Raw genomic sequence first — 24913 nt, forward strand, 5'->3', positions numbered from 1 at the left:
TCATCCTTGTTTTCCGCCGTGGTCGTGAGGGTTCTTGTCGCCGGTCACCTCGCGATACCACAGTTCATGGTGCTTGCGTGCCCAGGCCCGGCTGACCCAGCCATGCAGCATGGCGCCGATGGAGCCCTTGATCCAGATGCCGGCGTAGATGTGCACGATGATGCTGAGGATCAGCACGAACGCCGCCAGGGCATGGAGCAAGGCGCTCAAGCGGATCGCGCCGATGTCGAAGTAGTGACTGAAGTACGCCCGCCAGATCACCACGCCGCTGACCAGCAGCACCAGCATGCACGCCAGCAGGGTCCAGAACAACAGCTTCTGCCCGGCGTTGTACTTGCCGATCGGCGGTACGCCCTCTTCCTGGTTGCGCATCACCCGGTCGACCCGGCGCAACCACAGGCGGTCGTTGGCGGTGATGAAGTTGGCGCGCCAGAAACGCAGCACCAGGCCGAGGAAGAACACGAACATCGCCACGCCGATGAACGGGTGCAGGATCCGCGTCCACGGGCCGCCACCGAACAGGTTGCTCAGCCAGAACAGCGCCGGATGGAACAGCGCCAGCCCCGACAACCCGGCCAGCACGAACAGGATCGCGACGATCCAGTGATTGCTGCGCTCGTTGGCGTTGTAGCGCAGGATAGGCTTGTTGTCCTTCATGGCCGCTGCTCCCCTTGCCCACCGGGACGGTTCGGATCATAGACATGCACCGACGGGTCCACCTGATGAACGCTGCCGTCGGGTGGCGTCGGATGTTCATCTTCCTCGACCCGCTGCGGCCCGACCCGCACATAGTGGAAGAACCCGGCCAGCACCGCCGCGCCCATCGCCAGCAGCGCCAGCGGCTTGGTCACGCCCTTCCACAACCCCACCAGCGGGCTGATCACCGGCTGCTCCGGCAAGCCGGCGTACAGCTTCGGCGTATCGGCATGGTGCAGCACGTACATCACGTGGGTGCCGCCAACGCCATCCGGGTCGTACAGCCCGGCCTTGTCGTAGCCGCGGGACTTGAGGTCGACGATGCGCTCGGCGGCATGCTCCTTCATCTCGTCCTTGCTGCCGAAGACGATCGCCCCGGTCGGGCAGGTCTTCACGCAGGCCGGCTCCAGGCCGACGGTCACGCGGTCGGAGCACAGGGTGCACTTGTAGGCCTTGTGGTCCTTCTGTGAGATCCGCGGGATGTTGAACGGGCAGCCGGTGATGCAGTAGCCGCAGCCGATGCAGTGGTCCTGGTTGAAGTCGACGATGCCGTTGGCGTGCTTGATGATCGCTCCCGGGCTCGGGCAGGCCTTCAGGCAACCGGGCTCGGCGCAGTGCATGCAGCCGTCCTTGCGGATCAGCCACTCCAGGTTGCCGTCGTCGCGCTCGTGCTCGGTGAAGCGCATCAGGGTCCAGGTCTCGGCGGAGAGGTCCTGGGGGTTGTCGTAGGTGCCGTGGTTATGGCCGACCTCGTCACGCAGTTCGTTCCACTCCGAGCACGCCACCTGGCAGGCCTTGCAGCCGATGCACTTGGTGGTGTCGATCAGCTTGGCGACTTCCTGCTGCTGGCGTACCGAAGGCGGCACGGTGGTCGTGGCCGAGCGGGCGATGATGTCTTGGCTGGCCATCAGAGTTTCTCCACTTTGACGAGGAACGACTTGGACTCCGGCGTCTGGGTGTTGCCATCACCGAGGAACGGCACCAGGGTGTTGGTCAGGTAGCCATGCCGGGTGGTACCGGTGAAGCCCCAGTGCAACGGGATACCGATCTGGTGCACGGTCTGGTTGTTGACCTGCAGCGGACGGATCCGCTTGGTCACCACCGCCACCGCGTCGATGTGTCCGCGCTTGCTCGACACCCGCACCCGATCGCCGGCCTTGATGCCCTTCTCGTTGGCCAGCACCTCGCCGATCTCGACGAACTGCTCGGGCTGGGCAATCGCGTTGAGGCGGCAATGCTTGCTCCAGAAGTGGAAGTGCTCGGTCAGCCGGTAGGTGGTCGCCGCGTAGGGATACTCCTCGTGCTTGCCGAGGGTGTCCCACACCGAATCGAAGATCCGCCCGGCCGGGTTACTGATGGCCTTCTTGTTCTGCGGGTGCAGCGGGTTGATGCCGATCGGTGTCTCGAACGGCTCGTAGTGCTCGGGGAACGGCCCCTCGGCCATCTTGTCGACGGCAAAGAAGCGCGCCACGCCTTCGGGGTTCATGATGAACGGATTCATCCCCGCTTCCGGCGGCGAGTCGGCCTTGAAGTCCGGCACGTCGGTACCGCCCCAGGCCTTGCCGTTCCACCACACCAGGCGTTTCTTCTCTGGATCCCAGGGCTTGCCCTGCGGGTCGCTGGAGGCGCGGTTGTAGAGGATGCGGCGGTTGGCCGGCCAGGCCCAGGCCCAGTTCTGCACCTGGTGCATACCGTACGGGTCGCTGTTGTCGCGCCGGGCCATCTGGTTGCCCTGTTCGGTCCAGCAACCGGCGAAGATCCAGCAGCCGGACGCGGTGCTGCCGTCGTCCTTCAACTGGGCGAAGGCCGAGAGCTGCTGGCCGGCCTTGAGCGTGACCCCGCTCGGGTCGCTCAGGTCGCTGACCGCCCAGCCGTTCATCTCCTTGGCCAGCTCTTCGGGCGAAGGCTCCTCGGGGATCTTGTACGGCCAACTGATATTGAGCATCGGGGCCGGGTAGGCACCGCCCTCGGCCTGGTAGCGATGGCGCAGGCGCAGGAACAGCTCGCTCATGATCTGCACGTCGGTACGGGTTTCGCCCGGGCCGTCGGCGCCCTTCCAGTGCCACTGCAGCCAGCGGCTGCTGTTGACCAGCGAGCCATCCTCCTCGGCGAAGCAGGTGGTGGGCAGGCGGATCACCTCGGTCTGGATGTTGGCCGTGTCGACGTCGTTGAACGGCCCGGCGTTGCGCCAGAACTCCGAGGTCTCGGTGGCCAGCGGGTCCATGATCACCAGCCACTTGAGCTTGCCGAGCGCGGCGGTGACGCGGTTCTTGTCCGGCAGCGCGGCGATCGGGTTGAAGCCCTGGCACATGTAGCCGTTGACCTTGCCCTGGCCCATCATCTCGAACATGCGCAGCACGTCGTAGGCCGGCACATCGAGCTTGGGCAACCAGTCGTAGCCCCAGTTGTTGGCTGCGGTGGCGTTGGCGCCATACCAGGCCTTCATCAGGCTGACGTGGAACTTGCCGTAGTTCTGCCAGTAGGACAACTGCCCCGGCCGCAGCGGCTTGGGCGCACGCTTGTCGATGAAGGCGGCGTAGTCCTGCTCGGCATCGCCGGCCAGGGTCAGGTAGCCCGGCAGCGAGTTGGACAAAAGGCCCAGGTCGGTCAGGCCCTGGATGTTGGAGTGACCGCGCAGGGCGTTGACCCCGCCACCCGGCATGCCGACGTTGCCCAGCAGCAGTTGCACCATCGCCGCGCTGCGGATGATCTGCGCGCCGATCGAGTGCTGGGTCCAGCCCAGGGCATAGAGGATGGTCATGGTTTTGCCCGGTGCCGAGCAGGTGGCGATCTCTTCCCAGATCGTCATCATCCGGTCCTGGGGCATGCCACAGGTCATGCTCGCCACTTCCGGCGTGTAGCGGCTGTAGTGCTGCTTCATCAACTGGTAGACGCAACGCGGGTGCTGCAGGGTCGGGTCGACCTTGGCGAAACCGTCCTCGCCGAGCTCGTAGCCCCAGCCGGACTTGTCGACATAGGTGCGCTTGGCCGCGTCATAGCCGCTGAACAGGCCATCCTCGAAGCCATAGCCGGCCTTGACGATGAACGACACGTCGGTGTAGTTGCGCACGTATTCGTGCTGGATCCTGTCGTTGCTCAGCAGATAGTTGATCAGCCCGCCCATGAAGGCGATGTCGCTACCGGTGCGGATCGGCGCATAGTAGTCCGCCACCGAGGCGGTACGGGTGAACCGCGGGTCGACCACGATCAGCCGCGCCTGGTTGTGCGCCTTGGCTTCGGTCACCCACTTGAAGCCGCACGGATGCGCTTCAGCGGCGTTGCCGCCCATCACCAGGACCAGGTTCGCGTTGGCGATGTCAGACCAGTGATTGGTCATGGCGCCACGGCCGTACGTCGGGGCAAGACTTGCCACCGTCGGACCGTGTCAGACACGCGCCTGGTTATCGAACCCCAGCATGCCGAGCGAACGGATCACCTTGTGCGTCAGGTAGCCGGCTTCGCTGGAAGCGGCGGACGCGGCAAGGAACCCCGTGGTGAGCCAGCGGTTGACCGTCTGGCCCTGGGCATTCTTTTCGATGAAGTTGGCGTCGCGGTCCTGCTTCATCAGTTCGGCGACGCGATCGAGCGCCTCGTCCCAACTGATGCGGGTCCACTCCTTGCTGCCGGGCTTGCGTACCTCGGGGTACAGCAGCCGGCTCGGGCTGTGGATGAAGTCCAGCAGGCCGGCGCCTTTCGGGCAGAGGGTGCCGCGATTGACCGGATGGTCCGCATCGCCCTCGATATGGATGATGTTCTGCTTGACGTTCTTGCCCGCGTCGCCCTGGCTGTACAGGATCAGGCCGCAGCCGACCGAGCAGTAGGGACAGGTGTTGCGGGTTTCCTTGGTATGCGCCAGCTTGAAATGGCGCACCTGCTCGGCGAACGCCGGCGTCGGGGCCATGCCCAACGCTGCAAGGCTCGAGCCTCCAAGGCCGACAGCGGCGACCTTGAAGAACTGCCGACGGTTGAGGTCCATCGTGCACTCCTGATCAGGTGGGGGCGCACGGGACATGGCCGGCGCCTCTTGGCAATCACGGTGGAGGCAAATACTGCCTGCCAATAGGTAACTCTAGCCAAGATTCCTGAACGTGCGATGACATGGGTCAAGACGCCGACAGTTGACGCGGGGTAATGAGGAAGATTTGCCGAAGTCGCGTGTCCGGCAACCGGACGTTGGCAATCAACCACCGATCCAACTGAAGAGCGGCGAATCCGCGCCACTCTCGACCCGGACCTCGCTGCTATGGCGCAACCGCACCAGCAGACGCTTGCCCGCTGCCGTGCTGCCGGTCAGCGCCTCCAACTGCTCCCGCAGTTCCGGCCCGCTCAGCTGTCCGGCCTGGCGCAACAGCTCCCGGGCCAGTTGCCATTGGGTGTCGTCCTGGCTCGCCGGTTTGCTCACCACTGCGGCGGCGGGCGCCTGCTGCGGCGTCACGCCCTGCAACTGCGCGCCCAGACGGGCCCACTCGTTGTCGTCCAGCTCCAGCGTCAAATCCACCGGCCACTGGCCGACGGTCCCACGAATCCTCACCATGCATCGGTCCTCGTTCATCTTTGTGCCACAGGCAGGGCTGCATGCTCCCATGCGTCAGCAGGATAGCCAAGCGGGTGGCCGAAACAGCCAGAAACGTTATAAGATCACATAACAAAATCCCCTTCGCCGTTTCCGGAGAAACGCCATGCGCCGCCTGCTTCTCGCCCTGCCTTTCGCCCTGTTGCCCCTGGTCGCCGCCCAGGCCCATGAAAAAGAACATGGCAGCCTCGGTGCCCATGAACATGGCGTAGGCCGCCTGAATGCGGTGCTGGATGCGCAGACCCTGGAACTGGAACTGCAAAGCCCGGCGATGAACCTGGTGGGCTTCGAGCACGCGGCCACCAGCGATGCCGACAAGGCCAAGGTCGCCGCCGTGCGTGCGCTGCTGGACAAGCCGCTGGAACTGTTCAACCTGCCCAAGGGTGCCGGTTGCGTGGTCGCCAACCAGGAGCTGGAGAGCCCGCTGTTCGGTGACCCGGCGCCGGAAGATGCCGACCACGACGACGATGATGACGACGACCACGCCCAGGCGGGCGGCGAGCACGAGCACCATCACGACCACAGCGAAATCCACGCGCACTACCAGTTCACCTGCAGCACGCCGACTGCGCTCAAGCAGCTCGACCTGAGCCAGGTCTTCAAGACGTTCCCCGCCACCCAGAAAATCCAGGTACAACTGATCTCGCCAAGCGGCCAGCAGGGTGTCGATGCGACGCCGAAGGCCGCTACCCTGAAATTCTGATCCAATGCCCATGGTAGGAGCCGGCTTGCTGGCCATAGCGATGCCACTGGCGCCACCGACTCATTCTCGGATGGCCGCCTGGGGTGGATCGTCGGAGAGCCGCCGGCAGCACGCCGGCTCCTACAAGGCCTATCACCTGTGAAGCGGTTTCCATGACCCAAGCACTTATCGAACTGTCCGACCTGGGCTTCAACTGGCCCGGGCATCCGCAGTTGCTGGATATCCCGACGTTCCGCCTGGAACGCGGCGAAACCCTGTTTCTCAAGGGCCCCAGCGGCAGTGGCAAGACCACCCTGCTCGGCCTGCTCGGCGGTGTGCAGAAACCCAGCCGCGGCAGCATCCGCCTGCTCGGCCAGGAACTGACCGAACTGGGCGCCGGTGCCCGCGACCGTTTTCGCGTCGATCACACCGGCTACATCTTCCAGCAGTTCAACCTGCTGCCGTTTCTCTCGGTGCGCGAGAACGTCGAGCTGCCCTGTCACTTCTCCAGGTTGCGCGCCAGCCGCGCCGCGCAGCGCCACGGCAGTGTCGACCTGGCCGCCGCGACCCTGCTCGCCCACCTGGGCCTCAAGGATCCGGCGCTGCTGGAACGCCGTGCCGACTCGCTGTCGATCGGCCAGCAGCAACGGGTCGCCGCCGCCCGCGCACTGATCGGCCAACCGGAACTGGTGATCGCCGACGAGCCGACCTCGGCCCTCGACTACGATGCCCGCGAAGCCTTCCTCCAACTGCTGTTCGCCGAATGCCGCGAGGCCGGCTCCAGCCTGCTGTTCGTCAGCCATGACCAGAGCCTGGCAGCGCTGTTCGACCGCCACCTGTCCCTGGCCGAACTCAATCGCGCGGCCGCGCCCGCGGAGGTTTGAGATGTACCTGTTACGACTGGCCCTGGCCAGCCTGGCCAACCGCCGTTTCACCGCCCTGCTCACGGCCTTCGCCATCGCTCTCTCGGTCTGCCTGCTGCTGGCGGTGGAACGGGTGCGCACCGAAGCCCGCGCCAGCTTCGCCAGCACCATCAGCGGCACCGACCTGATCGTCGGTGCCCGCTCCGGCTCGGTGAACCTGCTGCTGTACTCGGTGTTCCGTATCGGCAACGCCACCAACAATATCCGCTGGGACAGCTTCGAGCACTTCGCCAACGACCCGCGGGTGAAGTGGGCGATCCCGATGTCCCTCGGCGACTCGCACCGCGGCTACCGGGTGCTGGGCACCAGCGAGGCGTACTTCGAGCACTACCAGTACGGCCACCAGCAGAACCTCGAACTGGCCAGCGGCCGCGCCTTCGCCACCGATCCGTTCGAGGTGGTGCTCGGTGCCGAAGTCGCCGAGGCCCTGCACTACAAGCTCGGCGACAAGCTGGTGCTGGCCCATGGGGTCGCCGCGATCAGCCTGGTCAAGCACGATGACAAGCCGTTCACCGTGGTCGGCATCCTCAAGCGCACCGGCACGCCGGTGGACCGCACGCTGCACATCAGCCTCGGCGGCATGGAGGCGATCCACATCGACTGGCACAACGGTGTCCCGGCCCACGGCGCCGGGCGGATCAGCGCCGACCAGGCGCGCAACATGGACCTCACGCCCCAGGCGATCACCGCCTTCATGCTCGGCCTCAAGAGCAAGATCGCGACCTTCGCCCTGCAACGGGAGATCAACGAGTTCCGTGGCGAGCCGATGCTGGCGATCCTGCCGGGCGTGGCCCTGCAGGAACTCTGGAGCCTGATGGGTACGGCGGAAAAGGCCCTGTTCGTGGTCTCGCTGTTCGTGGTGCTGACCGGCCTGATCGGCATGCTCACGGCGATCCTCACCAGCCTCAACGAACGCCGGCGGGAAATGGCGATCCTGCGCTCGGTGGGCGCGCGCCCCTGGCATATCGCCAGCCTGCTGGTGCTGGAAGCCTTCGCCCTGGCGCTGGCCGGAGTGACGGCCGGGCTTGGTCTGTTGTACCTGGGCATCGCCCTGGCCCAGGGTTACGTGCAGTCCAACTACGGGCTTTACCTGCCGCTGTCCTGGCCAAGCGAATATGAATGGACGCTGCTCGGCGGTATTCTCGTCGCCGCCCTGTTGATGGGCAGCGTGCCGGCCTGGCGCGCCTATCGACAGTCCCTGGCCGATGGCCTGTCCATTCGTTTGTGAGCCCCTGTGCAATGAAGAAAGCCGTATTGCCCCGCGCCCTGCTGGCGCTGCTGTTGCTGGTGGCTCTGCCCACCTGGGCCAAGGACGCCATCCGCGAGCTGGTCTGGCAGGAGATGATCCCGCCGGATGCGCCCGAGGAAAAACCCGACATGCGCCCGCTGCACGACCTGTCGCAACTGGGCAACATGGACCCCGAGGCCGCGCCGGCGGCCAGGCAGGCCCTGCCCAATGCGCCGGTGGTCAAGGCCCTCGATGGCCAGCACGTGCGCCTGCCGGGTTACATCGTGCCGTTGGAAGTGAGCGAGGAAGGACGCACCACCGAGTTCCTGCTGGTGCCGTATTTCGGCGCCTGCATCCATGTGCCACCACCGCCATCGAACCAGATCGTGCACGTGACCAGCGAACTGGGGGTCAAGCTCGATGAGCTGTACCAGCCGTATTGGATCGAGGGGGTGTTGCAGGTGAAACCGAGCACCAGTGAGCTGGCGGATGCCGGGTACAGCATGGAGGCGCAGAAGATCTACGTGTACGAGCTGCCGAATTGAGGGGGTAGTCTTGCGGTAGGTGGCAACCTCATCGCGGATGAATCCGGCTCCCACAGGGATCGTGTTGAACGCAAATCCCGTGTGCACCACAAACTGTGGGAGCCGGATTTATCCGCGAATAGCTACACAAAAATCCCTGGAAGGCCCCTCCATTGGCCTTTCATTGAGCTGAGTCAAGGACCCGTTCGGTCCGCTCCTTACCATTGGCCCCAGTGAATTCGAAACGTCCTCTGGAGCCCCCATGCACAAGTCCCTGCTCAGCGCCTCTCTCGTTGCGCTCGCCCTCGCCTCTCCACTTGCCCATGCGCACGACGCCGGCGACATCATCGTTCGCGCCGGTGCGATCACGGTCAACCCGAAAGCCGACAGTTCCAGCGTCAAGGTCGATCGCGGTCCGCTGGCCGGCGCCGACCTGGGCGGCAAGGCGACCATGAGCAGCGACACCCAGTTGGGTCTGAACTTCGCCTACATGGTCACCGATCACCTCGGTATCGAACTGCTGGCGGCGACCCCGTTCGAGCATGACGTGAAGATCAAGAACACCGCCCTGGGCGCTGCCAACGGCAAGCTCGGTACCCTCAAGCACCTGCCGCCGACCCTGAGCCTGGTGTACTACCCACTCGACGCCAAGTCGGCCTTCCAGCCTTACCTGGGCGCGGGTATCAACTACACCTGGATCTACGACGAGCACGTCGGCAGCGAGGCGAACGCCGCCGGCTTCGACAACTTCCGTGCGAAGAACTCCTGGGGCGTGGCCTGGCAGGTCGGTGCCGACTACATGCTCACCGACAAGCTGATGATCAACGCCCAGGTCCGCTACATCGATATCGATACCACCGCCTACGTCGACAACAACGCCGTGGCCGGCGGCACCCGTGCCAAGGTCAACGTCGATGTCGACCCGATGGTCTACATGGTCGGCCTGGGCTACAAGTTCTGATCCAGCCCAACGAAAAGGCGCCTCGAAAGGCGCCTTTTTCGTTTCTGCCGACTGACCTCAGCGGCCCAGCAGGCGGGCCAGCCCGACGCTCATCGGTGTCGGCTCGCGGAACGCGAAACGCTCCAGCAGACGCTGGTTGTTCGCCCGCGAATGGCGGATATCGCCGGAACGGGCCGGCGCGTAGCTCACCGGTGGCAGCGGCCCGACCACTTCGGCCAGCGCCTGCAGCATCTGGTTGAGGGTGGTGGAGCGGTTCAGGCCGACATTGATCGCGCCTTCTTCCACCCGTGGCGCTTCGAGCGCCTGCACCAGCACATCCACCAGGTCGCCGACGTAGATGAAATCGCGGGTCTGCTCGCCATCGCCGAACACGGTGATCGGCAGGCCCTTCTCCGCCCGTTCGCTGAAAATGCTGATCACCCCGGAGTACGGCGAGGAAGGGTCCTGGCGTGGTCCGAAAACGTTGAAGAAGCGGAAGATCACCGGTTCCAGGCCATGCTGGCGACGGTAGAAGTCGAAGTAGTATTCGCTGGCCAGCTTGTCCGACGCGTAGGGCGTCAGCGGCGCCTTGGCCGTGTCCTCGACGATCGACTCGCCTTCGCCGTTGTTGCCGTACACCGCCGCGCTCGACGCGAACAGCACCCGCTTGACGCCCGCCTGGCGCATGGCCTCGCAGACATTCAGCGTGCCGATGAAGTTGCTCTGATGAGTGCGCACCGGATCGTCCACCGAGGCCTGCACCGAAGCCACCGCCGCCAGGTGCACCACCGCCTGGCAGCCGACCATGGTCCGGGCGACGAGCGCGGCATCGGCCACGTCGCCCACGATCAGTTCGACCCGCGGATCGTCCAGGGCCAGGTTGCTGCGCTTGCCGGTCGACAGGTCGTCCAGCACGCGAATCGAATAACCCTTTGCCAGCAGCCGCTCGGCCAGGTTGGAACCAATGAAACCGGCGCCACCGGTGATCAGAATGGGGGCATCAGCCATGACGATAGAACCTGTCCAGTAAAGCCGGCAGCCCGGCGCGCCAGGCGCGGGGCTTGATACCGAAGGTGTGAAGGATTTTCTTGCAGGCCAGCACCGCGTGCTGCGGCTCTTCGGCGGCGTCCGGACGGGCCGCGTGGGCCTGGGCCGTCGGTGCCTCGATCGCCAGCGAACGGTAGTTGCGCGCTTCGCCGAGGATCGCCTGGCCCAGCGCCAGCGGCGTGGTCGCCTCATGGCCGGCGTAGTGATAGGTGCCCCACAGCGGCGCGGCGCAATCGAGTTGCTTGAGCACCGAGATGATCACCCGCGCGGCATCGTCCACCGGCGTCGGGTTGCCACGCCGGTCGTCGGCGAGCAGCAGTTCCTCGGGCTGCTCGGCCCGGGCCAGGAAGCGCCCCAGGGAACCGTCGGTGCTGTCATCCAGCAGCCAGCCGAAACGCAACAGCACGTGCTGCGGACAGGTCGCCCGCACGCTCTGCTCAATGCGCCACAGGGCCTGGCCACGCAGGCCGAGGGGGACCGGCTCGTCCTTTTCGCTGTAGGCGGTCGCCCGCGAGCCATCGAAAACCCGATAGCTGGAGGGTTGGACGAGGATGATGTTGTGATGCTGGCAAAGTTCGGCCAGACGCTCGACCGCACTCTCCTGGCCGGCCAGGCGGGTTTCGCTGACCGTTTCGGCCTGGAACCAGTCGAAATAGTAGGCGAGGTTGATCAACGCATCCGGACGGGTGTCGTCCAGCAGTTGCGTCAGGCTCGCGGCGTCCCAGCCGTCCTGCGGCGGGCGGGGGGCGAGGAAACTGATGTCTTCCTCCGCACCCAGGCGAATCAGCGCCTGCCCGAGGGCATTCCCGCCGCCCAATAACATAAGGCGCATTCGCATAGAGTCAGCTGGCCCAGAATCAGTTCAGAACGATGAAGGTGTACGGAAAACCGGGGGTTTCCCACTGGCGATAACCACAATCGTTGCATTTTGCGGGTTTTGGAGGCAATCGTCACGGAGAAAGTGCCGGGAGGCACGGTCGGCCGGTCCCGCTTGCAACCTGCGGCCGGCGGCCGCATAAAGGACAGTATGAACCTTCCCGAATCGGTCCCCGGCGCCCTGGCGGGTTTTCACCCGGCCGTCAGCGCCTGGTTTCGCCACACCTTCCCGGACGTCACCGCCGCCCAGGCCCGTGCCTGGCCGCTCATCGGTCAGCGCCGGTCGACCCTGATCGCCGCGCCCACCGGCTCCGGCAAGACCCTCACGGCCTTTCTCGCGGTGATCGACGAGCTGGTGCGCCAGGGCCTCGCCCAAGGTGGCAAGCTGCCAGCCGAAACCCGGGTGGTCTACGTCTCGCCGCTCAAGGCGCTCTCCAACGATATCCGCATCAACCTGCAGGAGCCGCTGGCCGGGATCACCGCCGAACTCGAGCGCCAGGGCCTGCCGCCCTTGCGGATCGATACCGCGGTGCGCACCGGCGATACCCCGGACCGGGAGCGTGTGCAGATGCGCAAGAGCGCGCCGCACATCCTGGTCACCACCCCGGAATCGCTGTATGTGCTGCTCGGCTCCGAGTCCGGGCGACGCATGCTCGCCAGCACCCGCACAGTGATCGTCGACGAAATCCATGCCATCGCCGCCAGCAAGCGCGGCAGCCACCTGGCACTGAGCCTGGAGCGCCTGCAGGCATTATGCGGCGAACCGCTGCTGCGGATCGGCCTGTCCGCCACGCAGAAGCCGATCGACGCGGTGTCACGCTTCCTGGTCGGCAACCGGCGCCCCTGCGAAATCATCGATATCGGCCACGCCCGCCCGCGCGACCTGGCCCTCGAAGTACCCAGGGTGCCGTTGAGCGCGGTGATGGCCAACGACGTCTGGGAACAGGTCTACGACCGGCTCGCCGAACTGGCCCGCGAACATCGCACCACCCTGGTGTTCGTCAATACCCGGCGCCTGGCCGAACGCCTGACCCGCCACCTGAGCGAGCGCCTGGGCCAGCAGGCCGTCGCCGCCCACCACGGCAGCCTGGCCAAGGAGCACCGGCTGGAGGCCGAGCAGCGTCTCAAGCGCGGCGAGTTGCAAGTACTGGTCGCCACCGCGTCGCTGGAACTGGGCATCGACATCGGCGAAGTCGAACTGGTCTGCCAGATCGGCTCGCCGGGCTCGATCTCGGCGTTTGTGCAACGGGTCGGCCGCTCCGGCCATCAGGTCGGCGGCACGCCCAAGGGCCGGCTGTTCCCGACCAGCCGCGACGACCTGCTCGAATGTGCCGCCCTGCTCGACTGCGTACGCCGCGGCGAGCTCGATGTCCTGCTGATTCCCCGCGCGCCGCTGGATGTGCTGGCACAGCAGATCGTCGCCGAAGTCAGTTGCCAGCAATGGCAGGAAGCGGCGCTGCTGGCGATGATCCGCCGCGCCAGCCCCTACGCCGAACTCGACGAACAGACCTACCAGGCACTGCTGCAGATGCTCGCCGAGGGCTTCAACAGTCGCCAGGGTCTGCGCAGCGCCTACCTGCACCGCGATAGCGTGGCCCGCACCCTGCGCGGAAGGCGCGGCGCCCAGCTGACGGCGCTGACCAGCGGCGGGACCATTCCGGACAACGCCGACTACGCCGTGCTGCTCGAGCCCCAGGGGCTGAACATCGGCACCGTCAATGAGGATTTCGCCGTGGAGAGCATCGCCGGCGATGTCTTCCAGTTGGGCAACCATTCCTATCGGATTTTACGGGTGGAGACCGGCCGGGTGCGGGTCGAGGATGCCCAAGGCCAGCCGCCGAGCATTCCGTTCTGGCTCGGCGAAGCGCCCGGACGCAGCAACGAACTGTCGTTTGCCGTGGCGCGCCTGCGCAGCCAGCTGGACGAGTTGCTGGGGGCCACGCCGGGTAATCTGCGGCCGAGCCTGGACTGGTTGTGCCATGAGCTCGGCCTGGACCTGGCCAGCGCCGAGCAGATCGTCGAATACCTGGCCCGCGCCCGCCAGGCCCTCGGCGCGCTGCCGTCGCAGGATACCCTGCTGATGGAGCGGTTCTTCGACGAATCCGGCGGCACCCAGCTGGTTATCCACAGCCCCTTCGGCAGCCGGGTCAACCGCGCCTGGGGCCTGGCCCTGCGCAAGCGTTTCTGCCGCACGTTCAACTTCGAATTGCAGGCAGCGGCCAGCGAGGACGCCATCGTGCTGTCGCTGTCCACCAGCCACAGCTTCGCCCTGGAGGAAGTCTGGCGTTACCTGCGTAGCCAGAGCGCCGAGCAGATCCTCGTCCAGGCTCTGCTCGACGCACCGCTGTTCGGCGTGCGCTGGCGCTGGAATGCCGGGGTCGCGCTGGCCTTGCCGCGCTTCGTCGGCGGGCGCAAGGTGCCACCGCAGATCCAGCGGATGAAAGGCGAGGACCTGACCGCCTGCGTCTTCCCCGACCAGATCGCCTGCCTGGAAAACCTCGCCGGCGAACGGGAGATTCCCGATCACCCGCTGGTACGGCAAACCCTCGACGACTGCCTGCACGAAGCCATGGACAGCGAGGGTTGGCTGGCCCTGCTACGGCGCATGGAGGCCGGTGACATCCGCCTGATCGCCCGCGACCTGCCAGCGCCCTCGCCCCTGGCGGCGGAGATCCTCAACGCCAAGCCCTACACCTTTCTCGACGACGCGCCACTGGAGGAGCGCCGGACCCAGGCCGTGCTCAACCGCCGCTGGAGCGACCCGCAGAGTACCGACGATCTGGGCGCACTGGACGGCGACGCGATCAACGCGGTGCGGGCAGAAGCCTGGCCGCAACCGGCCAGTGTCGACGAAATGCACGAAGCGCTGATGAGCCTGGCGCTGGTCAGCGATGCCGAGGTGGCGGACAACACGCACTGGGCGGACTGGCTCCAGGCCCTGGCTGACAGTGGGCGCGCCACCCACCTGCAACTCGACGGCCAGGGCGGCTGGGTGGCCCTGGAGCGCCTGGGCTGCCTGCGGGCCCTTTATCCACAGGCCGCACTGCAACCGGCGTTGCAACCGCTGGCGGACTTCGAGCGCAACCGGGACCGCGACGAGGCCGCCGTCGAGGTGGTCCGCGCCCGCCTCAGTGGCTTTGGCCCGTTGTCGCTGGCGCAGATCGCCCGGCCGCTGGCCCTGGACGACACCACGGTGGCCCATGCCCTGGCGAAACTGGAGGGCGAGGGTTATGTGTTGCGCGGCCGTTTCAGCCCTGGCGCCAGCACCGAACAGTGGTGCGAACGGCATCTGCTGGCGCGCATTCATCGCTATACGGTCAAGCGCCTGCGGCGGGAAATCGAACCGGTCAGCCTGCAGGACTTCATGCGTTTCCTGTTCGACTGGCAGCACCTCTCCAGCGCCAGCCAGGCCCGCGGCAATGCCGCCCTGCCAGCGATCGTCAGCCAGCTCGAAGGTTATGCCGCAGCCGCCGGCGCCTGGGACAGCGAACTGCTCAATGCCCGCCTGAAGGATTATTCATCGAGCTGGCTGGATGAGTTGTGCCGCTCGGGCAAGCTGGTGTGGATGCGGCTCAACGCCCGCGGCAAGGGTGCGGCGATGACGCTGCGCAGCACCCCGGTCGTGTTGCTGCCGCGGCCCCAGGTGACGCGGTGGAGCAGCCTGGCGCAACAGACCGCGATCGAGGAGCTGTCACCGCGCACCCTCAAGGTCCATGCCGCACTGAGCCAGCACGGCGCGTTATTCTTCGACGAACTGCTGCACGAGGCCCATCTGCTGCCGACCGAACTGGAGGCCGCGCTGCAGGAACTGGTCGGCGCCGGGCTGGTGAACGCCGACAGCTTCGCCGGGCTGCGGGCGCTGATCACACCGGCCAGCAAACGCCAGGCTCGGGGCGCGCGGCGCGGGCGTGGGCCGCTGGTCGGCGGGATGGAGGACGCCGGACGCTGGGCCTTGTTGCGCCGCTCCCCGGCCGAGGCAACTGATCGCTTGCCGGAAGAAACCCTCGAGCATATCGCCAGGACCCTGCTGCGCCGCTATGGCGTGGTGTTCTGGCGGCTGCTGGAACGGGAAGCGGAATGGCTGCCGAGCTGGCGCGAGCTGCTGCGCACCCTCCATCGCCTGGAAGCCCGTGGCGAGATTCGGGGCGGGCGCTTCGTCAGTGGCCTGGCCGGAGAACAGTTCGCCTTGCCCGAGGCCATTCCCTTGTTGCGCGAGGTTCGTCGTCGACCCCTGGATGGCAGCCTGGTCGCGGTATGTGGCGCCGACCCGCTGAACCTGGCCGGCACCTTGTTGCCGGGCAGCAAGGTGCCGGCGTTGGCAGGTAATCGGCTGGTGTATCGCGATGGGATACCCGCAGCCGCCGAAATCGCCGGCAAACAGCTGTTCTGGCTGGAACTCGAGCAGCCGGCAGCGGATGAGGTCAAACAAAAGCTGATCCGGCATTAGAAAAGACTGAAGGGCCTCTTCGCGGATGAATCCGGCTCCCACAGTGTCAGCGTGGTTCGCAGGATTCATGCACGAGCGAGCACTTGTGGGGCCGGATTCATCTGCCAAAGGGCCAGGACAGGCACCCCGAATCACTGAGTCTGCACCCGTTCCCCAGGCAGCAGCACCGCCCCGCCTTCCGGTTTTGGCGCCACCTCTTCCTGCGGCGGTGTGCGGTTCGGCAACATCACCGTCTGTGGATAAGTCTGCGCGAAGTGCACCCAGGGGCTCTGATCCACCAGCTTCTTCAAGCGCTCGTTGAATGCCCGGCTCACCGCGTACTGCCCACCGGATACCGTGCGGAACTGTGCCGTCAGCACCACGCCATTCAAATCCATCCGGTCCACCCCGAATACCTCCAGCGGCCCCTGCAGGTTGAACTTGAGGAAGCTGTCCTCGCTGATCATCCGCCCGGCCTCGCGAATCAGCGCGGTGGCCTTGTCGACATCGGTGTCGTAGGTGAACTGCACCGAGAAGAAGGCAAAGGCGAATTGCCGCGACTGGTTGGTGACCGCCTTGATCTGGCCGAACGGCACCGAATGGACGAAACCCTTGCCGTCACGCAGGCGCAGGGTGCGGATGGTCAACCCCTCCACCGTGCCGGCGTGGCCGGAGTCGAGCACCACCCAGTCGCCGATCGACAGGGTGTCCTCGATGATGATGAACAGGCCGGTGATCACATCCTGCACCAGTTGCTGGGAACCGAAGCCGATCGCCAGCCCGACCACCCCGGCCCCCGCCAGCAGTGGCGCAACGTTGATCCCCAGGTTGGCCATGGTGGTGATGGTGCAGATCACCACGAGGATGATCTTCACCGCATTGCGCAGCAACGGCAGGATGGTTTTCACCCGCATGCTCGGCTGGCGCGAGGAGCGCGGGTTGATCGGCGGCTTCAGCGCTTCCTGGATCGCCGTGTCGAGCACCACCCACAGCAACCAGGTGGCCAGCAGGATCAGGCCGATGCGACTCAGAGCATCGCTGATCGCCCGCCCCACGGAGTTCTGGGCGGCGAACTCGTAGAGCGACAGCCCCCAGATCCGCCCGAGCAATTCGATGAAGGTCACCGCCAGGGCAATCCGCAACAGCGCATGCAACAGGCTCAGCAGACGCTCCTTGTACACGCTGCTGCGCTGGATCGCCTCGGCGCTGCGGCCCTTGAACAGGTGCTGGATGATGGTGCTGAGAAACACCGTGCCGATCAGCAGCACGGTGGTCAGCAAGGCACAGCGCAAGGCCTTCTGGCTGTCTTCGCCGGCACCGATCAGGTTCACCACCGAGACCAGCACCATCAGCAGGATCGGCCAGTACCACAGGCCGGAGAAGATCCGCAGCGACTCCTGCAGTGCCGGCTGGCGCAGGCGCTGGGCCAGGGGCCGATTGCGGATCAGGTGGGCCACCGGGCGACGCAGGCGGAACACCAGCACACCGAAACACAGCGAGGCGAACAGCCCGGTGAACACGGCGACGCTGCTGGTGATATTGCCGCCCAGTTGCCGGGCGATCTGCGGGCTGGTGAGCGCATCGCTGAGGGCCGCCAGGAAACCGATCAGGAACAGCGGGCGCGGGCTGTAGCTGCGGATGACCCGCACCGCCTGGCGCTTGTGGCCAAGATCGAACAGCACGCTCAGGCACAGCAGCAGCCCGGTGGAGAACACCCCGCTGCTGGTAGCATAGGCCAGGCACAGCGCCAGGGCGCGGCCCACCGAGACCGGCAGCAGATGACTGGCATAGAGGGTCAGCGGCAGGCTGGCCAGGGCTGGCAACATGTAGGGCAGGAGGTAGCCCACCAGCGAGCGTCCGCGTTCGCGATTGAGCAACAGTGGCTGGCGGTTAAACCGGCGGGCGGCGAACCGGCCGAGCAGACTCAGCCCGGCGAAACTGCCGATCCACACCAGCGACAGCAGCAGGAAGTCGGCGGCCACGCTCCAGGGCGAACGCTCGACGGTCTGGCTGACCAGCCGATCCATTTCATCAGCCGCCCGGTCGGCTCGCAGGCGCCAGGCGTCCAGCAGGTTGTCGTTGAGGTCGAGCTTGTCCTGGACCTCCTCGATACTGGAACTGAGGGCGCCCAGCAGGCCACCCTGCACCAGCGGCTCGGGCGGAGCCTGGGGCGTGGCGGCGGGAGCGGCGCCAACCCCGCAACTGACGGCTAGCAGGAAGGTCGACAAGACGATGGCCAGCTTGAATCCGGGCACGGCGCAATTCCTCTTCGGCGGTCACTGTAAGGAACTGAGTCCCGCAAGACCGGCAAAGTTCGCTTGGGGTTCACCCGAGCGTTCCACCTGCGCGGACTCCATGGTTTTGCGCAAGGCTTGAGGGCGTGTTCGCGGGCAAGCCACCCTCCTACAGGTAGGGGGATACCCTCGTTTTGCGTTCGGCGCGGCCCCTGTGGGAGACGAAAGATTGCGCCAGCGGGCCAGTCGCGGTATTTCACTAGCCATTCCCCCTTGGGTCCCGGGTGCCATCCAGCATGCGAAGACAATTCGACGACATCCTGCTCGGCAGTATCGAGCTGTTCTGCCTGGCCGCCGAAGCCGGCAGTTTCACCGGTGCGGCCGCGGTGGCCGGCGTCACGCCGGCGGCCGTGAGCCGGTCGATCTCGCGCATGGAGCAGCGCCTGGGCGTGCGCCTGTTTACCCGCACCACCCGCAGCATTCGCCTGACCGAAGGCGGTCGGGCCTACTTCGAGCAGTGTCGACAGGCGCTGACGCAACTGTCCGAGGCCCAGCGCGAGGTCATGGGCAAACAGCAGGAGCCGGCCGGCACCCTGCGCATCAGCATTCCCACCACCTACGCCCACCATCGCCTGCTGCCCCTGCTGCCGGCCTTTCGCGCGCGCTACCCGGCAGTACAGGTCGAGACGCATATCAGCAACCGCAACATCGATTTCGTCGAGGAAGGCTACGACCTGGCGATCCGGGTACGGGTGCTGCCCGACTCCGGGCTGATCGCCCGGCATCTGGAGGATGCGGCACTGGTGGTGGTCGCCAGCCCCGACTATCTGCGCCGGGCCGGGACGCCGCGACAGCTGGAGGACTTGCAGGACCATGAGTGCATCCAGTTCGAACTGCCCAGCAACGGGCGGCGCATCACCTGGCTGTTCAGGGAAGATGGCAAGGACCGCGAGGTGCTGGCCGACAGCGGCTACTGCTGTTCGGAAGACGTGCTGGGCGGTGTGACGCTGGCCCGACATGGTGCCGGCCTGTTCCAGACCTACCGCTTCATCGTCGAGAAGGAACTGGCCGAGGGTTCGCTGGTGGAGGTGCTGCAGCCTTTCGCCGGCCGCTCGCGCCCTTTCACCCTGCTCTATCCCCATGGCCGGCACGTGCCGCTGCGGCTCAGGGCGTTCGTCGATTTTCTGCTGGAGCAGCGGTTTGGCTGAGGCAACACCGGAACGAAGGTGTCAGCTCACTGCTAGCTGAGAGCCAGCTCAGAACGTTGTACAGTACCCGACTGGATATGCACGCGTCCTGATAGGAGGGCACAGTGCCTGAGCCCAGTATCTCCGCCAACTTCAATGACAGGTACGCCATGATCGTCAAAACCATTCATGTTGATGGTTTCAAGTCCATCCATTCGGAAACGGTTGAACTAGGTCGTGTCAACTGTTTCATTGGCGCCAACGGCGTGGGCAAAAGCAATATCCTGGAAGCGATAGGAGTGCTGGGCTCCGCTGCCAACGGGGTTGTCGATGATGAGGCATTGTTGCGTCGTGGCGTACGGGCAGGGGTACCACGGCTGTTCAAAAGTTCGTTTACCACCAAACGGACCCCGGCGCATATCGGTATCAGTGCAGAAGGCTGCTGCGAACAACTTTACCGTGTCTCTCTGCTCAATCCTCTGGAATCGCCGGAGCCGGCGTGGACCTACAAGACCGAAGTCCTGAAAGATGGGGTTCAGGACATTGTTTCCGACGGTGTACGCAACAAGAAGAACCTCAATCCGCAAGCTGGCCTGGCGGCGTTGCGACTGGTCGAGATAGAACAGGCAAACCCGGCAGCGCAGTTGATGAAGTGCCTGCAGGAATATGCGATCTACTGCCCGAATACTCCGACTCTGCGCGGGACGGTACCGGACATGCAGCCACGGGCACCGGTAGGCCTTAGTGGTGGTCAGTTGGCTGAGGGTTTTTCAGAGCTGAGCAAGCTGCTTGATGACAGCGAGGTACTGGATGAAGTTCTTGAGTTGATCGACTGGGTTTCAGACGTCCAGGCCACGACACGGGGTTCAGCATTACTCTCCCCCAAGGTTCCGCGAACCAAATGGATGCTGAAATTCACCGATCGCCATATGCACAAAAGCCGCAACGAGTTGACAGCCTATGACGCCAGTGAGGGTGCCCTCTATGTCATATTCTGCGCACTTCTTTGTCTATTGCCGTCTGCCCCCAGACTTTTTGCCATCGACAACCTGGATCAGGCGCTCAACCCAAGACTGGTCGCACGCCTGACAGCACGCCTGGCCGGCTGGCTGAAGCACAACGGGCCAGAACGGCAAATGCTCTTTACCGCACATAACCCAGCGGTGCTTGATGGGCTGGACTTGTCGGATCCTGATGTTCGGCTGTTTGTCGTGGAACGTAATAGCGAAGGACTGACCCGGGTACGCAGGCTGGAGCTGTCAGACAAACTTCGGGCAATGAATGAGGAGTACCCGTTATCGCGCCTTTGGTTGATGGGGCACCTGGGAGGTGTGCCGAATGTCTGAGCTGCACATCGCTCTGATTGCCGAAGGGCCAACGGACTATGAGCTGATCAGCGCAGCATTGCGGGCCATTCTTCCGGATCCATTCCAAATGACACTGCTTCAGCCCGAGCCGAAACCGGGCTTGCGAGGAAATGGTTGGCCGGGTGTACTTAAATGGTGCAAGGACGCTGGTGAAAGGCATTGCGGCCCCCTGAGTTCGGACCCGACGCTGGAAGGTTACGACCTGTTCATCATTCATCTGGATACCGACGTGGCGCTCAAACGCTATGCCGACTGTGGCCCGGCGATAGAAGAGATGGCACGTCAGAAAAACTGGCGGCCGTTACCCTGCAACCAGCCTTGCCCACCGGTCGCGGATACCTGTGCACAACTCGAAGCAATGATGAGGAGTTGGTTGTCGCCAACGACACCAGACGCCAAAACCCTCTGGTGCCTACCGGCACAATCGACAGGAAGTTGGCTGGCAACCGCCATACTTCCCGAGGAGCATCCGCTTTGCGCTGACGCAGAATGCAACCCTGCGTTGGAGGATGCGCTGGAGCGACTGCCGAAAGCGAACCGCATCAGGAAAAGCGTTCGAGCCTATAGGGAGAACGCCGATAGTGTCCGCACGAACTGGGCACAAGTAAAAACACTGTGCGGCCAGGCTGTTGTTTTTGAAAATTCTCTACGCGAATATCTGAATCGTCCTTGAATTTACTCAGCGGACAAGTCTGACTGTCGGGATGAAGCATTCAAACTACTGATCAGAAGAGGCATGGTCGCCACGAAACCGAGTGCTTCGGCGTCGCGGCGGATTGCCCGCAACGCCTGGGCACTGACCTGATCGGTGTGTTGCAGCCACTGTGCCGCCGCACCGATCAGCCGCACATGGTGACGCACCCAGGCACAGGACGCGGACTCGGGCAGCAGCGCCATCTGCTGCCCGTGCCCGACGGCCTGCTCGAAATCGCCCGCCAGCAGGCAGACCTCGGCCGCGCTCACCCGAAAGCGCAGGGTGTTATGGGCCAGGCACGCCTGGTCCAGTAACGCCTCTCCCCGCTGCAGGGCCTGGCGCTTGAGGGCTGCATCATCCAGCATCAGGGCCTGGCTGCCATAGACCCAGGGGCCGATGTAGCGCTGCAGGTCGAAGCGCTCGACCCGCTCCACCGCTGCCAGGATCAGTGCCTGGGCCTGTTCGCGCTCGCCCTGGCACAGCGCCACCCGCGCCAGCCCCTCCAGCACAAGCACCTCGAAACGGCTGGCGCCCAGGTTGCGCGCCAACTCCAGGGCTTCGGACAGTTCCTGCTGCGCCCTCACCTCCTCACCCGACGCCAGCAGGACCCAGGCCGCCGTCAGCCGGCAGAACACTTCGGCGCGGTGGTTGCCGATCCGGCGGCTGCCGGCGACAGCCTGCATGGCGTCCTGCAGGGCCAGCTCCGGCTGTCCCAGATAAAAACGCGCCGAACCACGGGCACTGCGATTGGCCGCTTCCACCTGCACCAGCTCATGGCGCTCGCACAGGCGCACGCATTGGTCGAACACTTCGCAGGCCGTCTGCATGCTGCCCTGGGCATAGTAGGAATCGCCAATGCCGCTGAGGGCCTTGGCCTGGGTTTCCAGGTGCTTGCCGATCCGCGCAAAGGACAGCGACTCTTCGTGCAGGCGCCGACACTCGGCATAGTCGCCACGGGGGAAGTAGATATTGCCGCGCAGGTGATACAGCCGGGCGAGCGCCGTGTGCGCCCGCAGGCTGTGTGCCACCGGCAGGATCTGTTCGATCAGGCGCTCTTCTTCCTCCAGGCAGTCGAGGGTGTTCAATACCGAGGCCAGCCCCAGTGCCGCCTCGATGCGCTCCTCCCCCCGGGCCGCCAGCATCAGCGCCTGTTGAAAGTGCGTGCGGGCCTGCAACGTCCGCCCCAGCCCCGAACACGCCTGGGCGCAACGGTGCGCCAGGTCGAAGCTGGCCTCGCCGCGCTTGCCCAGGCCCACCGCCTGCTGGCCGAGGGCGAGGACCGACTCGTACTGGCAGTTCTGCAGTTTTTCCGCCATGGCCAGCAGCAGCGCGTCGAACGCCTCCGGTGCGTTGGCCCGCAGCAGGTGCTGGGCACACAGCGCCTGGTCGCGCTGGCGGTAGAGCGAGGCCACCTCGCGGTGCAATTGGTCGCGCAATACCTGCGGCATCGCATCGTAGAGGCAGTGCATGACCAGATCGTGGACGAACCTGTAGCTGCCCGGCTCGACCTCCCGCAGCAGGCTCTGGCGCCATTGCGCCTCGGGCACGTAGTCGGGCTGGGCCAGCGCCTCGCGCCACAGCGCCAGCTCGAAACGGTTGCCGAACACCGCGGCGTAATGCAGGGCCCGGCGTTGCGACGGCGTGAAACGTTCCACCCGCGTCTGGATCAGGTGCCGCAGGCTGTCGGGAACAATCCGCTCCTGGCTCGACAACAACTGCGTCAGGTACAGCGGGTTGCCCTGGGCCCGCACCACGCAGTCGGCGCGATAGGCCGGGTCGACGTCGACGAACTGCTCGGCCAGTACCGTCGCCTCACGCGGGCGGATCGGCGCGAGTTCCAGAAGGCTCATGGGGCTGGCGCAACGCGGGCGCAGTTCGCTTTCCAGCGGGTCGCCTTCGGGGCGCGAGGTGAGCAGCCAGACAATCGGCGCTTCGCGGCTGGCATCGAGCAGCCGACCGAGCATCGCCAACAGGCCGCTGTCGCCCCAATGCAGGTCTTCGACGATGATCAGCAAAGGCTGCTGCACGGCGACACGCAACAGCAGTTGCAACAGCGCGTTGAACAATCCCTGCGAGCGCGCCTCGCCGCCCATCGCCGCGTACAGCGCCTGCTGTGCCTTGAACGCGCGATCGACGTACTGAACACCCGTGAGCATCTGCAGAAACATCAGCGACGGCTCGGCCAGTTTCAACCGGCTCACCGCCACCTCCAGGGCCTGTGCCTGAACCGGCTCCGCAGTCCCCAGGCCCAGCAGGCTGAGGACCAGTTGGCCGAGGGGCCAGAGGCCATGGTCCATGCCGAAATCCAGCACATCGCCACGATGACAGACGAACCCGCCCTGCCGGGCCATTTCGCAGAACTCGCTGACCAGCCGGGTCTTGCCAATACCGGCCATGCCACGCAGGTAAACCACATGACCGTCCTGGCATTCCTCGGCGGCCTCGATCACGCCCTTGAACTGCAACAGCTCGATCGCCCGGCCTACCAAAGGCCGCGGCGCATTGTCGTCGAGGCTGCGCAGGCGCAGGCATTTGCGATAGCTGGGCAATACCGGGTCGGCCGCGGCGAATTCGAAGCGCAAGGCCAGTTGTTCGATCAGGTCCTGCGCGACATGCACCGGCGCGTTGCCATACAGGGAGGGAAACACATGGTGGACCTGGGCCAGGACCTCGAGCGGCATCGCCTCGTGCTCGCGCACCAGCCGCAGCACGATCCCGTGCCCGCCCCGGACAAACTGCTCGCGGCTCAACGCCAGGGCACACAGCAGGCCCCGTTCGCTGTCACTGCGGTAGGCCTGGGGCGAACCGAACCGGGCAATGACCAGGCCCTGGGCATTGCCGATGCAGACGCCACCAAACTGCTGGATCAACCGCTCGATGCCTTCGGTCAACGGCGCCGAACGCGCGCCTTCATCGGTGACAAAGCACAACTCCAGGACGTAGCGCGTCATCGCGTATTCCGGTGCCTGGAACAGACGCTCGTGCAGTTCGGCCATGGTGCTTTCGACTTCGGCCAAGGCCTCGGTGGCCGATTGCCCCAGCAGGGTGCTGACGTCGACATCGAAGGCTGTCGCCAGGTGGCGGGCCGTTCGATACAGCACCGGCTTGCCGGTTTCGGCCCGCTTGATGGAGGCGATGGAGACGCACAGATGACGATTGAGGCAGGCTTCGGCGAGGGTTTCCTGGCTCAGGCCATGCTGCTTGCGCAGGGCCTTGAGCAGGCCGCTGTCGAGCAGGACCCGACCATCGGAAAGCATCGGCTCGACCCTCGGCACGACGGAAAGCGGAAGATCTCTGGAGTCCATGTCGATAGCCCCGAGCGCCCCTCACCCTGGGCGGGCTCGCCAATGAAAGCGCCGGGGATATCGGTGTAGGGCAATACCAAGTTGCTATCAGCCGGCTGTCGCGGGAGTGTACTCCAGCACCGCGACCACGTTAACCCACTGGTGCGGCAGTTTGGTCAGCTCGCTGATACCAAACTGATACTGCACTGAGACCGCTCTGGACTGTCTGGCA

General features: G+C 65.2%; 17 protein-coding genes. 9 read left to right on the forward strand and 8 right to left on the reverse strand.

Going from position 1 to position 24913, the window contains the following annotated elements:
• From ACMGT0_RS28250 to ACMGT0_RS28265, 4 genes are all read right to left on the reverse strand, one after another.
• A complete protein-coding gene (locus ACMGT0_RS28250) occupies window positions 1-657 on the reverse strand; it encodes a formate dehydrogenase subunit gamma (RefSeq protein WP_054061078.1) in 657 nt (218 codons plus the stop codon).
• A complete protein-coding gene (gene fdxH, locus ACMGT0_RS28255; protein WP_416770679.1) occupies window positions 654-1604 on the reverse strand; it encodes a formate dehydrogenase subunit beta in 951 nt (316 codons plus the stop codon). The genes ACMGT0_RS28250 and fdxH overlap by 4 nt, the downstream gene beginning before the upstream one ends.
• Window positions 1604-4672 (reverse strand): formate dehydrogenase-N subunit alpha, encoded by a 3069-nt coding sequence (gene fdnG, locus ACMGT0_RS28260; RefSeq protein WP_152972995.1) that lies wholly within the window; start codon window positions 4670-4672, stop codon window positions 1604-1606. The genes fdxH and fdnG overlap by 1 nt, the downstream gene beginning before the upstream one ends.
• Window positions 4673-4876: 204 nt before the next feature.
• Window positions 4877-5230, reverse strand: coding sequence for a hypothetical protein (locus ACMGT0_RS28265; RefSeq protein WP_416770680.1), 354 nt, complete (start codon window positions 5228-5230; stop codon window positions 4877-4879).
• Between the two features lie 145 nt (window positions 5231-5375).
• Here ACMGT0_RS28265 and ACMGT0_RS28270 point away from each other — a divergent pair, with 145 nt between their 5' ends.
• From ACMGT0_RS28270 to ACMGT0_RS28290, 5 genes are all read left to right on the forward strand, one after another.
• Window positions 5376-5972, forward strand: coding sequence for a DUF2796 domain-containing protein (locus ACMGT0_RS28270; protein ID WP_054061073.1), 597 nt, complete (start codon window positions 5376-5378; stop codon window positions 5970-5972).
• A 152-nt stretch (window positions 5973-6124) separates the two neighbouring features.
• Window positions 6125-6835, forward strand: coding sequence for an ABC transporter ATP-binding protein (locus ACMGT0_RS28275; protein WP_416770683.1), 711 nt, complete (start codon window positions 6125-6127; stop codon window positions 6833-6835).
• Window position 6836: 1 nt separating this feature from the next.
• The gene (locus ACMGT0_RS28280; protein ID WP_054061297.1) at window positions 6837-8102 is read left to right on the forward strand and encodes an ABC transporter permease; all 1266 of its coding nucleotides are present in this window, start codon (window positions 6837-6839) and stop codon (window positions 8100-8102) included.
• 11 nt (window positions 8103-8113) lie between these two features.
• Entirely contained in the window at window positions 8114-8647 is a 534-nt protein-coding gene (locus tag ACMGT0_RS28285; protein WP_054061298.1) for a DUF3299 domain-containing protein, read from the forward strand.
• A 241-nt stretch (window positions 8648-8888) separates the two neighbouring features.
• Window positions 8889-9587, forward strand: coding sequence for an OmpW/AlkL family protein (locus ACMGT0_RS28290; RefSeq protein WP_054061299.1), 699 nt, complete (start codon window positions 8889-8891; stop codon window positions 9585-9587).
• A 57-nt stretch (window positions 9588-9644) separates the two neighbouring features.
• Here the strand turns inward: ACMGT0_RS28290 and ACMGT0_RS28295 are convergent, their stop codons facing one another.
• Together ACMGT0_RS28295 and ACMGT0_RS28300 are read right to left on the reverse strand one after the other, a co-directional pair.
• Window positions 9645-10574 carry an NAD-dependent epimerase/dehydratase family protein gene (locus ACMGT0_RS28295; protein WP_054061300.1) on the reverse strand — a complete coding sequence of 310 codons (930 nt, stop codon included), beginning with the start codon at window positions 10572-10574 and terminating at the stop codon, window positions 9645-9647.
• Window positions 10567-11451 carry a sugar nucleotide-binding protein gene (locus ACMGT0_RS28300; protein WP_162491335.1) on the reverse strand — a complete coding sequence of 295 codons (885 nt, stop codon included), beginning with the start codon at window positions 11449-11451 and terminating at the stop codon, window positions 10567-10569. Before ACMGT0_RS28300 ends, ACMGT0_RS28295 begins: the two co-directional genes overlap by 8 nt.
• A 189-nt stretch (window positions 11452-11640) precedes the next feature.
• Here ACMGT0_RS28300 and ACMGT0_RS28305 point away from each other — a divergent pair, with 189 nt between their 5' ends.
• Window positions 11641-15936, forward strand: a complete 4296-nt coding sequence (locus tag ACMGT0_RS28305) for a DEAD/DEAH box helicase (RefSeq protein WP_416770687.1) — start codon at window positions 11641-11643, stop codon at window positions 15934-15936.
• Window positions 15937-16067: 131 nt separating this feature from the next.
• On the opposite strand, the gene ACMGT0_RS28310 is transcribed toward ACMGT0_RS28305, so the two are convergent.
• Complete coding sequence (locus tag ACMGT0_RS28310; protein WP_416773576.1) at window positions 16068-18143, reverse strand: mechanosensitive ion channel family protein; 2076 nt, start codon at window positions 18141-18143, stop codon at window positions 16068-16070.
• A gap of 302 nt (window positions 18144-18445) precedes the next feature.
• Between ACMGT0_RS28310 and ACMGT0_RS28315 the strand changes: the two genes are divergently transcribed.
• The 3 genes from ACMGT0_RS28315 to ACMGT0_RS28325 all read left to right on the forward strand — a co-directional run bounded on the left by ACMGT0_RS28315 (window position 18446) and on the right by ACMGT0_RS28325 (window position 21376).
• Window positions 18446-19357 carry a LysR family transcriptional regulator gene (locus ACMGT0_RS28315; protein ID WP_054062544.1) on the forward strand — a complete coding sequence of 304 codons (912 nt, stop codon included), beginning with the start codon at window positions 18446-18448 and terminating at the stop codon, window positions 19355-19357.
• Between the two features lie 149 nt (window positions 19358-19506).
• The gene (locus ACMGT0_RS28320; protein WP_206542424.1) at window positions 19507-20682 is read left to right on the forward strand and encodes an AAA family ATPase; all 1176 of its coding nucleotides are present in this window, start codon (window positions 19507-19509) and stop codon (window positions 20680-20682) included.
• Window positions 20675-21376, forward strand: a complete 702-nt coding sequence (locus ACMGT0_RS28325; RefSeq protein ID WP_081009827.1) for a hypothetical protein — start codon at window positions 20675-20677, stop codon at window positions 21374-21376. Before ACMGT0_RS28320 ends, ACMGT0_RS28325 begins: the two co-directional genes overlap by 8 nt.
• Window positions 21377-21378: 2 nt before the next feature.
• Here the strand turns inward: ACMGT0_RS28325 and ACMGT0_RS28330 are convergent, their stop codons facing one another.
• Complete coding sequence (locus tag ACMGT0_RS28330; protein ID WP_416770689.1) at window positions 21379-24702, reverse strand: ATP-binding protein; 3324 nt, start codon at window positions 24700-24702, stop codon at window positions 21379-21381.
• Window positions 24703-24913: the final 211 nt, after the last annotated feature.

This window comes from Pseudomonas sp. RHF3.3-3 (genome assembly GCF_048069595.1).
Classification (GTDB): Bacteria; Pseudomonadota; Gammaproteobacteria; order Pseudomonadales; family Pseudomonadaceae; genus Aquipseudomonas; species Aquipseudomonas fuscovaginae_B.

Bases quoted from the DNA above. Each gene is read 5' to 3' on its own strand.
- ACMGT0_RS28250 (WP_054061078.1), bottom strand. From the start codon at position 657: ATGAAGGACAACAAGCCTATCCTGCGCTACAACGCCAACGAGCGCAGC.
- fdxH (WP_416770679.1), bottom strand. From the start codon at position 1,604: ATGGCCAGCCAAGACATCATCGCCCGCTCGGCCACGACCACCGTGCCG.
- ACMGT0_RS28265 (WP_416770680.1), bottom strand. From the start codon at position 5,230: ATGGTGAGGATTCGTGGGACCGTCGGCCAGTGGCCGGTGGATTTGACG.
- ACMGT0_RS28270 (WP_054061073.1), top strand. From the start codon at position 5,376: ATGCGCCGCCTGCTTCTCGCCCTGCCTTTCGCCCTGTTGCCCCTGGTC.
- ACMGT0_RS28275 (WP_416770683.1), top strand. From the start codon at position 6,125: ATGACCCAAGCACTTATCGAACTGTCCGACCTGGGCTTCAACTGGCCC.
- ACMGT0_RS28280 (WP_054061297.1), top strand. From the start codon at position 6,837: ATGTACCTGTTACGACTGGCCCTGGCCAGCCTGGCCAACCGCCGTTTC.
- ACMGT0_RS28285 (WP_054061298.1), top strand. From the start codon at position 8,114: ATGAAGAAAGCCGTATTGCCCCGCGCCCTGCTGGCGCTGCTGTTGCTG.
- ACMGT0_RS28290 (WP_054061299.1), top strand. From the start codon at position 8,889: ATGCACAAGTCCCTGCTCAGCGCCTCTCTCGTTGCGCTCGCCCTCGCC.
- ACMGT0_RS28295 (WP_054061300.1), bottom strand. From the start codon at position 10,574: ATGGCTGATGCCCCCATTCTGATCACCGGTGGCGCCGGTTTCATTGGT.
- ACMGT0_RS28300 (WP_162491335.1), bottom strand. From the start codon at position 11,451: ATGCGAATGCGCCTTATGTTATTGGGCGGCGGGAATGCCCTCGGGCAG.
- ACMGT0_RS28305 (WP_416770687.1), top strand. From the start codon at position 11,641: ATGAACCTTCCCGAATCGGTCCCCGGCGCCCTGGCGGGTTTTCACCCG.
- ACMGT0_RS28315 (WP_054062544.1), top strand. From the start codon at position 18,446: ATGCGAAGACAATTCGACGACATCCTGCTCGGCAGTATCGAGCTGTTC.
- ACMGT0_RS28320 (WP_206542424.1), top strand. From the start codon at position 19,507: ATGATCGTCAAAACCATTCATGTTGATGGTTTCAAGTCCATCCATTCG.
- ACMGT0_RS28325 (WP_081009827.1), top strand. From the start codon at position 20,675: ATGTCTGAGCTGCACATCGCTCTGATTGCCGAAGGGCCAACGGACTAT.
- ACMGT0_RS28330 (WP_416770689.1), bottom strand. From the start codon at position 24,702: ATGGACTCCAGAGATCTTCCGCTTTCCGTCGTGCCGAGGGTCGAGCCG.